Below are 12,393 nucleotides of genomic sequence, written 5' to 3' on the forward strand. Positions count from 1 at the left end.
GATTTGTCATCAAGCTGTGTCCCCGGTCTCAGGGCAGGATCTGGGGGCTGGCCGACATGGCCACCCCCTTAGTATCGCCCAGCGGGATGATTACTTGAGATTAAAGCCCCGGGATTGCAGGAACCCCAGCATGAAGGGGCGGGACTCCTTGCCCAGAATGGCGCGGATCTGGCTGCTCCAGGTCTGCTGCTTGTTATTGCTGCTGCGCGCCTGGTAGTAGGCCAGGATCTGCTCGTCGTATTGTGCCAGCAAATCGCGATCCAGCGTCTGTTGGTAGCGATCCTGATGCACCACCAGCGCCTTTGGCAAACGGGGCTTCTGCTCCGGCTGCTGGGCAGGATGGCCCAGACAGAGACCAAACAGCGGGATCACCTGATGAGGCAACCCCAGGAGTTCGCTCACCTCGACCGGATGGTTGCGAATACCGCCGATATAGACACCGCCCAAGCCCAGGGACTGGGCAGCCAGCAGGGCATTTTGCGCCATCAGGGCACCGTCGATGGCACCGATGAGCAACTGCTCCGCGTAGCCGGTTCTGGCATCGGGCACGATCTGGGTATGGCGATAGTAGTCGGCGCAGAACACCAGAAACTCGGCGGCCTGGGCCACATAAGGCTGGTTGCCGGCAAGCTCAACCAACCGGGTGCGCGCCTGCGGCTCTGTCACCCGGATAATGCTGGTCACCTGCAGAAAACTCGAGCTGGCGGCTGATTGCGCGGCGGCGAGGATGGCATCCAGCTGCTCGGGCACTATCGGCTCGGCGCTGAACTGGCGAATGGAACGATGGGACAGGATGAGATCGATGGTCGGATTCATGGCACCTCCAAAATGAGGTAACACCATAACCAAAAAAACGAGGGAGCCCAAGGCTCCCTCGCACTCACCCCATCAAGGGGCCGGATAGACATAGGGGGCCTGCAACCCGAGAGGGAAGCCCAGCGCCCAGTAGACCAGCAGGAAGATGGTCCAGCTCACCAGGAAGGCCAGCGAGTATGGCAGCATCATGGAGACCAGGGTCCCGATACCTGTGCTCTTCACATAGCGCTGGCAATAGACAACCACCAGCGGGAAGAAGACCATCAGGGGTGTGATGATGTTGGAGGCTGAATCCCCCACCCGGTACGCCGCCTGAGTCAGCTCGGGGGAGATCCCGACAGCCATCAGCATGGGCACCAGGATCGGGCTGATCAGCGCCCATTTGGCGGAAGCCGAGCCCACCACCAGGTTGACGGTGGCAGTAAGCAGGATCATCCCGACGATGGTCACTTCACCCGGCAGCGCCAGAGCGTGCAGCACTTCGGCACCGGAGAGGGCCAGCAGGGTGCCCAGGTTGGAATCACCAAACGCCTTGATGAAGAGCGCACAGAAGAAGGCCATCACCATGTAGGAGCCCATCTTGTTCATGGTGGCCGACATGGCATCGATCACATCCTTGCCGCTCTTGAAGGTACCGGCCACGAAGCCGTAGACGATACCGGGCAGGATGAACAGCAAGAAGATGAGCGGCACGATGGACTTCATCACGGGGGCGGCGAAGGTGGTCAGCGAGCCGTCTGCGGCACGCAGGGGGGAATCCGCCGGCGAGAGCGCCAGGGCCAGCAGCGCGATGGCCGCCAACATGGCAAATCCGGCCCAGTTGAAGGCGCGGCTCTCTTGCGCACTGTAGCGTCCCATCTCGTCGGCACTCTCCAGATCGTCGTTGAGGGGCACATGCTTGAGGCGCGGCTCCACGATCTTCTCGGTGACAAACCAGCCGACACAGATGATCAGCAGGGAGGAGGCCCCGGTAAAGATGATGTTGCACAGGGTGTTGACCATGTACTCGGGGTCAAGCAGCTGGGCGGCTGACTGGGTGAACCCCTGCAGCAGGGCGTCACCACCGGAGGGCAGGAAGTTGGCAGCAAAGCCACCGGACACGCCGGCAAACGCCGCCGCAATCCCCGCCAGCGGATGACGACCGGCAGCGTGGAAAATGATGCCGCCGATAGGGATCACCAGCACATAACCCGCATCAGCAGCGGTATGGCTGACGATGGCCACCAGGATCAGCATGGGGGTCAGGAAACGGGCCGGTGTCACTTTCAGCAGTTTTTTCAGGCCGGTATTGATGAAGCCGGATTGCTCGGCAACCCCGACCCCCAGCATGGCGACCAGCACGATGCCAAGGGGGGCAAACCCGGTGAAGGTGGTGACCATGCTGGAGAGGAACTCGGCAAGGCCGGCACCGGTCAGCAGGTTGTTGACGACCACGGCTTCGCCGGTGCGGGGATTGACCAGATCAAACTGGAATTGCGACAACACCCAGGAGCCGACCCAGACGATCAGCAGGGCATAAAGAAACAGCATGGCGGGGTCGGGTAATTTGTTCCCGGCTTTCTCGACACCATTCAGGAAGCGGTTCAACCAGCCGTTGGATTGATTGCCCGGACTGGCATGGACTTCGGCTTGACTCATTATTGCGGTACTCCTTTCCCATGAAATGAGGCCGCATGCTAGCAATCTCTGCTAAAAAGTCCTATGACGCACAGCAAAAAAGTGCACTAAATTGCGAAAAACTTAACATTATAAACTGCAAAAACACGATTCACAGCACATTAATCAATCAACGAGGCAATTCCCACCAGTGGGTAGCTTCCCATTTGACACTCAACCGTGAAGTCGCTCGCTTCCACTTCGGCCACCGTCTGGGGCTTGCTGAACAGATAGCCCTGGAAGGCATGACACCCCTGTGCCTTCAAGGCTGCCAGTTCGTGCGGCTCTTCCACCCCTTCGGCCATGATCCCCAGTCCCAGGCTGGTGGCCATGGCGGTGGTGGCCCGGATCACCGGCAAATTGAGGCCCACCACAAAGGAGCGATCCAGCTTGATGGTGTCGATGGGAAGCCGGTTCAGGTAGGCAAGGGACGAGTAGCCTGTGCCAAAGTCATCGATGGCGATCTTGATCCCCTGCTCGCTCAAGGCATCCAGGATGTCGAGGCATCCTTTCATGTCGAGCATCAGTACCGTCTCCGTCAGCTCCAGCGTCAATAGCGAAGGCTCGACCCCGTGCAGTGCGAGCTGCTGGGCCACCTGTTCCGGCAAGGCGGCGGAGAGCTGGAAACCCGAAAGATTGACCGAGACAGGCACCCGCTTGTGGAATTGTCGCTGCCAAGATGCCATCTGTGCCAGCGCCGTGGTGAGCACCCAGCTGCCAATCTCGCGGATCAGCCCCATCTCCTCGGCCAGGGGGATGAACTCAATGGGAGAGACATGGCCCAGTACCGGGCTGTGCCAGCGCAGCAGCGCCTCATAACCGGTCAGACGACCTTTCGCCACATCGACCTGAGGCTGGTAACTGAGGCTCAGCTCCTGGCGGCCGATGGCCTTGGCCAGAAACTGCTTGAGATTGAGCTTGCGTTGCAGGGTCTGCTGCATGCTGGGAGTAAAGCGCTGCCAGCGCAGCCGCCCCATCTGCTTGGCCTGATACATGGCCATGTCGGCCCGGGTGATGAGATTGTCGCCATCGTCGGCATCATCCGGATAGATGGCGATGCCGATGCTCCCCCCTATGGTCACCTCGGGCAAACCGTTGAGCTGCAGGGGCCTTGTCATCTGGGAGAGCATCAGATCGGCTACCTCCTGGGCCCGATCGGCCTGACCGCCCAGAGGCACCAGCGCGGTAAACTCGTCCCCGCCGAGACGGGCCAGCTCCACATCCCGCGGGCAGATCTGCCTGAGCCTGCCCGCCACCCGTTCCAGCAAGCGATCGCCGGCCTTGTGGCCATAGTTGTCGTTGACCAGCTTGAAGTTGTCCAGATCCATGAACACCAGCGCGAAACGCTCCCCCAGCCCGCAGTAGGCCTCCAGGGACTTCATCAGCCCATAGCGATTGAGCAGGCCGGTCAGGGAGTCATGCCAGGCCAGGTGGCGATGTTCCAGCTCCTCAAGCTTGCGGTCGGTAATATCCCGCATGGTGAGCAGGATCCGCGCTCCCTGCTGGATATAGCGGAATTGAAACTGGAACCAGCGCATCCCCTTGAGGGTGCGGCACTCCCCTTCCGTGACCACTTCATCGAGGCGGGAGAGCTTCTGGTAAAAGCTGTCATCGTTGCCGGGAAAGATCTGGGCAAGCTGTTCGATGCTGCGGCCAAAGCACATCTCGAAGTGATAGTTGCCGCTCTCGAAGCTGCCCTGGCTGTCAAACAGGCAGGCCAGCGTATCCCCGGTCGCGAGGGAAGATTCCTGATAGAGGGAATCGGAGTCCAGTACCGCCTCGGTCATCATCATCAGACGACCCGCCAGCCGGATACCGGAAAGACGCAGATAGATCTGCTTTTTGACCCCCTTGGGAGAGAGGGTCCACCACTCGTTGTAGCTGCGCCCCTGTTTGAAATCCCCCAGGTAGCGCTGCAACAGGAGGTCGATGGCGGTAGCCATGTCGGCAGAAAAATCGCGAGCGCGAAGCTCATCCAGGGAAGTTGCTTCCCAGACCGGCAGCGCGGCGTTGTTGGCCCAGAAAATATGGTGATGCTCGATGTCATAGACCCAGATGGGGGTATGCAGAACATCCATCGTTTTCAGTAACCGTTCGTCAAGGGTATTCATCTGGTCAAGGTCATTCATACTGGATGATCACTGGTTAACCGAACAACAGACAACGCACACTGCCATCTGTCGAATGCCGGCTGCACATAATTTGTGCCCACATTTGATCAAGATGGCCTCGAGCAGAAAATACCATTTCAGATATCGGCAACGGATGGCGATATGCTGAAACGACAATAGGACTCAGCCAAGAACCTAGTTATTACAGGTTAATTGCAATATCGATTTTTATCTTTTTTTATCAGCAAAAACAACCACTAAGAGTGAGCCAGCTGACACTGTTTGAAACAATTTGGTACTTTTTTCAGGATATTTTCGATTGACAAACTGTTGAATTCAAAAATTTCCTGTCAATTTATGCTGCCAACTTTCCATTAATTAACCAATTGGCTGGACAAAGCGGCAAAAAAAACGGCAATACGGTTAATATCCGTTCCTTAAGCAGTTTCTGATATACCACTCTGCTACTTTGCGACCAGTTACCAGCCAAACTTGAAATATATGATCACCATCACATATAGGGCGTTCATAAATCCATCACCTTAGAACAAATGCTCACGGTGTTGAGTGCCATCAAGATCCCGTGCAGGTGCGAATACCAGCGACGTTGAAACCAGACACCTCCTCGCTGTCCCGGTTAAACGAGTGGATAAAATTGTCTCGAACAAGTCCGCATGCGGGTGCAGCACTGTTATAAAAGAGGTTTCAGCAGAAATAGAACCCAGATCAATTAAACGCTGAATTGCGCTTGCCAAGGGCAAAGGCTCTTTTTATGGTGACCCCCTTGTTACACCCAGAACAGCGTTTATGAAACACATCGAAGAGTTCTACCTGTTCGTCAAGGTGGTGCAAGAAGGGGGATTTTCCCACGCGGCAGCCGCACTGGACATGCCAACAGGCACCATCAGTCGACGCATCTCCCAACTGGAGGAGCACCTTGGTTACCCCCTGCTCCATCGCTCAACCCGCAAGCTTCGCCTCACTGACGAAGGGCTCAGGTACTATGAGCGCCTGTGCACTCCCCTCGCCCAGATCGAGCAGGCCACCAGCGAGATCCAGGGCAAGGAGGAGGAGATCACCGGCCAGATCCGGGTAGCGGCCCCCGTGGCCATCTCCAATACCATACTGGTCGACATGCTGGCCGAATTCGGGCTGCGTTACCCCGAGGTGCAGTTCGAGATCACCCAGACCAATGATCACCAGCACCTGTTCGACAACGATCGGGATCTGGTGTTCTTCAACGGGGAACTGCCCCAATCCTTGCCCAACGCCCTCTGCCTCGGTCATATCGAGTACGGCCTGTTTGCCTCCCCCCTCTATCTGGCCAAGAAGGGCACCCCCGCCCATCCCAACCAGCTTGAAGAGCACGATCTCATCTACTGCTGGCCCCACCAGCATTGGCAGTTGACCGACAAGGATGGCCAGCACGTTTGCATCAAGCGTCCGGCCAGGTTGACGGTCAACCAGACCCAGGCAGCCGTCAGGGCGGCCAGACGGCATCTTGGGATCGTCAATGCTCCACTGCACTACGTGGCCAGTTTTCTCCACGATGAGCAGCTGGTGCCGGTACTGCCCGACTGGCAAACCGGCAACCGGCCCCTCTACATGCTGCACTGCCAACATCAGTTCGCCCCGCTACGTGTTAACATGTTTGCAGAATTTGTTGAAAAATACTCGGCACGCTATCGCAACCGGCAGTGGGACAATCAATTTTCACAGGCAAATGCCCTCCCCCATTGCATCTGAGCGTTAGCGGGCAACACTAATAGCAATACTTGCCAACAGAGCCTGCCACGCACCATGAATGTATTGATATGTGATGACTCGGGGTTTGCCCGCAAACAGCTGGCGCGGGCACTCCCCGCCGACTGGAACGTCAACCTGCACTACGCCGCCAACGGTCTTGAAGGGATAGAGCAGGTGTTGATGGGACATGGAGATCTCATCTTCCTCGATCTCACCATGCCGGAGATGGATGGCTATGGCGTGCTGGAGACCCTTCAACGGGAGCGGCTTCGCAGCAAGGTGATCGTGGTCTCCGGCGATATCCAGCCCGAAGCCTACCAGAAGGTCATGGGGCTGGGTGCCCTCGATTTCATCAAAAAGCCCGCCTCGCCGGAAACCCTGTGCGCCCTGCTCAAGCAACATGGCTTCTGGCATAGCGCCCCCAGCGGTCAGCCCGTCGCAGCAACACAGCCCGAGAGCGAGCTGGCCGATGCCGGCGTCAAGATCACCCCGGAGATCCGCGACGTCTATCAGGAGCTCGCCAACGTATCCATGGGCCAGGCCGCCGATCTGCTGGCCCGGCTGCTCAACGCCTTCGTGGTGCTGCCCATTCCCAACGTCAACGTGCTGGAGGTCTCCGAGCTGCACATGGCCCTCTCGGCCGCAGCCGATTCGGATACTCTCTCCGCCGTCTGCCAGGGCTTTATCGGGGCCGGGATCGCAGGTGAAGCCCTGCTCCTGTTCCACGACTCCAGCTTCAAGGATCTGGCGCGCCTGATGAATCACCAGGGGGTGCTGGATCGCACCGCCGAGCTGGAGCTGCTGATGGACACCGCCAACGTGCTGATCGGCGCCTTTTTACGCGGTTACGCCAGCCAGCTCGATACCCCCTTCAGCCAGGGCCACCCCGTGGTACTCGGCCAGCACAGACCCATCAACGAGCTCATCAACACCAACAAGAGCCGCTGGCGCCGAACCCTGGCCATCGAGATCAACTACCGGATCCAGGACTACGCGGTGCAGTGTGATCTGCTGCTGCTGTTTACCGAAGATTCCATCGCCACCATGAACAACAAAATCATGCACATGCTCTAGGAGTGACTATGGAGATCCGTGAATTTCATTGGCTGATGAACATAGTCCAGAACCTGGACGTCGGCCTGGTAGTGCTCGACAAGGAGTACAAGGTACAGGTGTGGAACGGCTTCATGGAGAGCCACAGCGGCCGGTTGGCGGGTGAGGTGCGCGATGGCGTGTTGTTCGACCTCTTCCCCGATGTGGACAGAGCCTGGTTCGAGCGCAAGGCCAACATGGTGTTCAAGCTCAACAACCGGGCCTTCAGCACCTGGGAGCAGAAGCCCTATCTGCTGCGCTTCTCCAACTACCGCCCCATCACGGGCTCGGCCCCCCATATGTTCCAGAACCTGACCCTGGTGCCGCTGGCGGATTTTGGCGGCCAGGTGACCCATATCGCCGTGATGATCTACGACGCCACCGACGAAGCCATGCTGATGACAGGGCAGCGCCAGGGCTGATGCCACCTCAATCGACATACAAAACAATCAGGGCGCCGCGGCGCCCTGATTGTTTATCCATGCTTTTCACGCCCCCAGATATTCGGTAGAGGCGTCGATCACCTCTTCGATATCGTCATCATTGATCTGCAGATGGGTCACCAACCGCAGCTCACCGTAGCCGGAGAAGAGGATCCCACGCTCCTTCATAAAGGCAAGGAGCGCCTGAGACTCCCCGTTTTTGAGGCGCAGGAACACCATGTTGCTCTGCACCTGGGCAAGATCCAGCTCGATACCGGGCAAGGCGGCCAGCCCTTCGGCCAGACGACGGGCACGGCGGTGATCATCAGCCAGCCGGTGCACATGCTGCTCCAGGGCGAACAGCCCGGCCTGAGCCAGGATCCCGGCCTGGCGCATGCCGCCCCCCAGCATCTTGCGCAGCCGTCTGGCGCGGGCGATAAACGCCTGCTCTCCGACCAGCAAGGAGCCCACCGGCGCCCCCAGCCCCTTGGAGAGGCAGATCGAAATGCTGTCAAACGGCGCGGCCAGCGTGTCGACCTGGGTCTCGCTGGCGATGGCGGCATTGAACAGGCGGGCTCCGTCCAGATGGAGCTTCAATCCCCGCTCGGCGACAAAGGCGCCCATCTGCTGCAAATAGGAAAGCGGCAAGACCTTGCCATTGTGGGTATTTTCGAGACAGATGAGCCGGGTCTGGACAAAATGGGCATCGTCGGGTGCCAGCGCCCCCTCGATATCCGCCAGCGCCAGGGTACCATCCGGCTGCATGGGCAGAGGTTGCAACGCGACCGACCCCAGCACGGCGCTCCCCTGAGCCTCGTAACGATAGATATGGGCTGCGCTCCCCAAGATGGCCCCTTCGCCGCGCTGGCAGTGGCTCATCACCGCCAGCAGGTTGGACATGGTGCCAGAGGGCACAAACAGCGCCGCCTGCTTGCCCAGCAAACGGGCACCATAGGCCTCCAGTGCATTGACGCTCGGATCCTCACCATAGACATCATCGCCAACGTCGGCATGAAGCATGACCTGGCGCATGGCGTCGGTGGGCTGGGTAACCGTATCACTTCGTAAATCGATATAGCGCATGAGATCCCTCCTAGGCAGAGGGATGACGGTAGCCATGCCACCCCTCCTTGGCAAGGGTGACATGATCATATTGTGAAGCGCATGGAGGTCTGCCGCCCCGCTACCAGGGTAGCGGCTGTCCATCGAGATCGATCAGCTGGCCGGACTGGCTCAACGCAAGTTTATCGATAAGATCCAGCAATTTGCCCGCCACCTCGGCAGGGGCTTGCAGCGATGTGTCTGGCAGCTCGTCCAGGAAGGGGTTGTTCATCGGGGAGTCCATCAGGCCGGGGGCCACGGCGATCACCCCGGCCTGCGGGAAGCGTCTTGCCCACTCCAGTGCCAGGTTCTTCACCCCCATGTCGAGGGCCGCCTTGCTCATCCGGTAGCTATAGCGCTCCCCCTGTTCGTTGGCACCGATGGAGCCTGCGATATCGGAGATGGCGCAGAGCCACAATGGATGTTGCGGGCTCATCAGGCGGCTAAAATGGGCTGCCAGGGCCAGGGTCGGCCAGGCATTGGCCAGCAGGCTGTCACACAGCCATTTGGGATGAACCTGCTCCACCCGCTGCTCCGGCATGAAATCGAGACCATGCAGCAAGCCAATGGTGTTGATGACCACCCGGGGGAGCGGCTCGGTGTCGTAGAGGGTAAAGAGGGCGCTGAACGAAAGCTCGTCCACTTCCAGCATGGGGAAGCAGGCCCCGGGGTCGATCCCGGCCGGGCAGCTGCGACCCGCCAGCAGAAAGGATTCCCCCCTGTTCATCAGCTCTCTTGCCAGCGCAGAGCCCAGCGCACCACTCCCGAGGATCAAGTAACTCATTGCCCGTTCCCTGGACCGTTCACTTGCTTAGAGCGTATCAGAATAATCAGACCGTGGTGACCCGACTAAATGGTAATACGCGCGCCGTCAGGCCTCCCCCAGATGGCGGCCAAACTCCCGCGCCAGCGCCAGATCGAGATAACCGTCCGCCTTTTTATGGGTACGTAAAAACTGGTAGTAGGCGAGCAGGGTCACCAGCGCTTCCTCGTCGGGCAAAGTCAGCCCGCTGCGCTGCTCCTTGAGCAGCAGCTGCGCCGCCCCCAAGGCTTCCCTGTCCACCACCTCCGCCTGACGGTAGAGGTAGCCGCACCCGGTGGCCAGCCACTCCAGCGAACAGTTGGCCCCCATCGCTATCTGGTTGGCCCGTGCCAGCCCGGGCTCGGCCCCTTTCAGGTATTTGCGGATCAGCGCCTCGCTCAACCCCACCTTGCGGGCAAAGGCGCTCACGCTCATCTCCCCGATCAGACTCTGCAACCGTTCGGCAAACCCTTCCACCTGAGCTATCCCCCTGTCAGAACCAAAGTTCGAATCTTGCCTGGCGCCATTATTGCTTTGTCCCTCTCATCAGGCCAAGATGCCGGCAGCCCCTTTTTTACTTCCTGTTTTGCCAAGGAGTCATGCATGTCTGTATCCCGCGTTGCCCTGCATCCGCAAGGCCCCACTTTCTCACGCCTCATCATGGGTTACTGGCGCCTGATGGAGTGGCAGCTCTCCCCCACCGCCCTGCTCGATCTGATGAAATACCATCTGGATCTGGGGGTGAGCACCATCGACCACGCCGACATCTACGGCGGCTACCAGTGCGAGGCGGCCTTCGGCGAGGCCTTGCGCCTTGAGCCTTCCTTGCGCGAGCGGATGGAAATCGTCAGCAAGTGCGGCATCGCCCTCACTGCCAACCCTGAGCACGCTCTCAATCATTACAACACCAGCAAGGGGCACATCATCGCCAGCGCCGAGGCCTCGCTGCAAAAGCTCGGCACCGACCATCTGGATCTGCTGCTGATCCACCGCCCTGATCCCCTGATGAACGCAGACGAAGTGGCGGATGCCTTTATCACCCTCACGCAGGCGGGCAAGATCAAGCATGCCGGGGTCTCCAACTTCACCGCCCGCCAGTTCGAGCTGCTGCAATCCCGTCTGCCCTTCCCGCTGGTCACCAACCAGCTGGAGATCTCGCCGCTCCATCAGGAGGGAACGCTGGATGGCTCTCTGGATCAATGCCAGCAGCTCGGGATCAAGCCGATGGCCTGGTCCTGCCTCGGTGGCGGCCGACTGTTCAGCGATCCGGCCTGCGAGGGTCTGCGCGGCGAGCTCGAGCAGATCCGCCAGGAGGTGGGCGCCCAGACCATCGAGCAGGTGGTCTACGCCTGGGTGATGATGCTGCCCAGCCAGCCGTTGCCGCTGATAGGCTCCGGCAAGCGGGAACGGATTGCCGCCGCCGTGGCCTCGGAGTCCATCACCCTCAATCGCCAGCAGTGGTTCCGCATTCGCAAGGCGGCGCTGGGCTACGACGTGCCCTGAGTCGGCAGACCGCCGCCAACTAGCGCAGAAACAAAAACGGCATGGGAGATCCCATGCCGTTTTGCGTTATTGAAACACCTTAGCGATGGCGTTGCTGCGGCCGACGGGGGGCATCTGTCTTCGGCTTGGCCTGGTTGACTGTGATGGTACGGCCAGCGACTTCAGTGCCGTGCAGGTCGGCGATGGCCTTCTCGGCCTCTCCGTTGACCGGCATTTCAATAAAGCCAAACCCCTTTGACTGGCCGGTATCGCGGTCGATGATGATATCAACCTTGTCGACCTGCCCAAACTGGCTGAACAGGGTCTTCAGTTCGTCGGCCGTCATCCGGTACGACAGATTACCTACGTAAATCTTCATGCCATCCACTCTCGATTCAAGGTGCCTTCTCTATGCAATTCCCGGCATAACGGTAAGGGCACAACCCCTATGCCGGACCTGCCAGGGCTTCATGCCATGGCCTTCCCCGCACAGTGGCCCAAGTGATTGATCTCTTGGGCGAACATGCAGACAAGATCAATTCGAGTCACTGGCAGTATCCGAGCTTTGTCCGGGATTGTCGAGAAAATAGTCGATTCAGCCCGGCTGCAGCGTCGCCAGTTGTCGGGCCAAAGCGCGCCGGCCGTGCCATGCGCGTTTGAACCCGAAACGGTAGACACCTGGGCTCACCAGATGGAGCGACTCCTGCCTGAGATCCAGCAGCGCCATGGCCTCGGCCAGCTCCTGCTCGCTCAACTGCAGATCCAAGCTGAAGTCGAGCCACTGGCCATCATGGCCGACCCTGCGCTCCCGCTCGAAGGCCACCAGCCGATCGCGAGGCAGTGCCAGCGCCTTGTCCTTCGGGCCATTGAGCAGATAGAGATGAGCGTCGTCCCAGCCCAGCTCCGCCATGCGCCAGGGCTGCCAGCTACGGGGCAGCGACACCATGAGGCCCGTGATGCCGCCAAAGATCAGCCCCACCCAGTGGATCAGGGCCATGGCCTCCCGGCCATACCACACAGAGGCTGCCACCACGCCCCAGCTCACCAGCCACAGCAACAGGATAACGAGGCGATAACGGGCCACCGGCGGCATCAAGAGGTGTAGCCCCGGCGAGGCCAGCAAGGATGTAATACGCATGAGAGACTCCTGCCATCGAAAAATGGC

At 59.5% G+C, this 12,393-nt stretch carries 12 protein-coding genes; 4 read left to right on the plus strand and 8 right to left on the minus strand.

Annotated elements, in window-relative coordinates; genetic code table 11:
- Positions 1–90 precede the first annotated feature (90 nt).
- The 3 genes from nfsA to I6L37_RS17260 form a co-directional block, all read right to left on the minus strand.
- Positions 91–816, minus strand: a complete 726-nt coding sequence (gene nfsA, locus I6L37_RS17250; RefSeq protein ID WP_216992501.1) for an oxygen-insensitive NADPH nitroreductase — start codon at positions 814–816, stop codon at positions 91–93.
- 72 nt (positions 817–888) lie between these two features.
- Positions 889–2,454, minus strand: a complete 1,566-nt coding sequence (locus I6L37_RS17255; RefSeq protein ID WP_026457802.1) for an AbgT family transporter — start codon at positions 2,452–2,454, stop codon at positions 889–891.
- Between the two features lie 140 nt (positions 2,455–2,594).
- Positions 2,595–4,550 carry a bifunctional diguanylate cyclase/phosphodiesterase gene (locus tag I6L37_RS17260; protein WP_042028946.1) on the minus strand — a complete coding sequence of 652 codons (1,956 nt, stop codon included), beginning with the start codon at positions 4,548–4,550 and terminating at the stop codon, positions 2,595–2,597.
- A gap of 840 nt (positions 4,551–5,390) precedes the next feature.
- Between I6L37_RS17260 and I6L37_RS17265 the strand changes: the two genes are divergently transcribed.
- Genes I6L37_RS17265 through I6L37_RS17275 form a run of 3 tightly spaced genes read left to right on the plus strand, consistent with a single transcriptional unit; the run spans position 5,391 to position 7,843 of the window.
- Positions 5,391–6,329: a LysR family transcriptional regulator gene (locus I6L37_RS17265; protein WP_042028948.1), complete on the plus strand. Its 939-nt coding sequence runs from the start codon at positions 5,391–5,393 to the stop codon at positions 6,327–6,329.
- A gap of 54 nt (positions 6,330–6,383) precedes the next feature.
- A complete protein-coding gene (locus I6L37_RS17270) occupies positions 6,384–7,403 on the plus strand; it encodes a response regulator (protein WP_216992502.1) in 1,020 nt (339 codons plus the stop codon).
- Between the two features lie 8 nt (positions 7,404–7,411).
- Positions 7,412–7,843, plus strand: coding sequence for a PAS domain-containing protein (locus I6L37_RS17275; RefSeq protein ID WP_042071613.1), 432 nt, complete (start codon positions 7,412–7,414; stop codon positions 7,841–7,843).
- A gap of 66 nt (positions 7,844–7,909) precedes the next feature.
- On the opposite strand, the gene ltaE is transcribed toward I6L37_RS17275, so the two are convergent.
- The 3 genes from ltaE to I6L37_RS17290 all read right to left on the minus strand — a co-directional run bounded on the left by ltaE (position 7,910) and on the right by I6L37_RS17290 (position 10,223).
- Positions 7,910–8,926, minus strand: a complete 1,017-nt coding sequence (ltaE, locus tag I6L37_RS17280; protein ID WP_216992503.1) for a low-specificity L-threonine aldolase — start codon at positions 8,924–8,926, stop codon at positions 7,910–7,912.
- 100 nt (positions 8,927–9,026) lie between these two features.
- Complete coding sequence (locus tag I6L37_RS17285; RefSeq protein WP_216992504.1) at positions 9,027–9,728, minus strand: SDR family oxidoreductase; 702 nt, start codon at positions 9,726–9,728, stop codon at positions 9,027–9,029.
- Between the two features lie 87 nt (positions 9,729–9,815).
- Complete coding sequence (locus tag I6L37_RS17290) at positions 9,816–10,223, minus strand: helix-turn-helix domain-containing protein (protein WP_216992505.1); 408 nt, start codon at positions 10,221–10,223, stop codon at positions 9,816–9,818.
- Positions 10,224–10,349: 126 nt separating this feature from the next.
- On the opposite strand from I6L37_RS17290, the gene I6L37_RS17295 reads away from it, so the two are divergent.
- Positions 10,350–11,249, plus strand: a complete 900-nt coding sequence (locus I6L37_RS17295) for an aldo/keto reductase family oxidoreductase (protein ID WP_216992506.1) — start codon at positions 10,350–10,352, stop codon at positions 11,247–11,249.
- A gap of 79 nt (positions 11,250–11,328) precedes the next feature.
- Here the strand turns inward: I6L37_RS17295 and I6L37_RS17300 are convergent, their stop codons facing one another.
- Together I6L37_RS17300 and I6L37_RS17305 are read right to left on the minus strand one after the other, a co-directional pair.
- Positions 11,329–11,607 (minus strand): RNA-binding protein, encoded by a 279-nt coding sequence (locus tag I6L37_RS17300; protein WP_026456734.1) that lies wholly within the window; start codon positions 11,605–11,607, stop codon positions 11,329–11,331.
- 216 nt (positions 11,608–11,823) lie between these two features.
- A complete protein-coding gene (locus tag I6L37_RS17305) occupies positions 11,824–12,366 on the minus strand; it encodes a hypothetical protein (RefSeq protein WP_026456733.1) in 543 nt (180 codons plus the stop codon).
- Between the last annotated feature and the right edge of the window lie 27 nt (positions 12,367–12,393).

Source organism: Aeromonas sp. FDAARGOS 1407 (genome assembly GCF_019048725.1).
In the GTDB taxonomy this organism is placed as follows: domain Bacteria; phylum Pseudomonadota; class Gammaproteobacteria; order Enterobacterales; family Aeromonadaceae; genus Aeromonas; species Aeromonas enteropelogenes.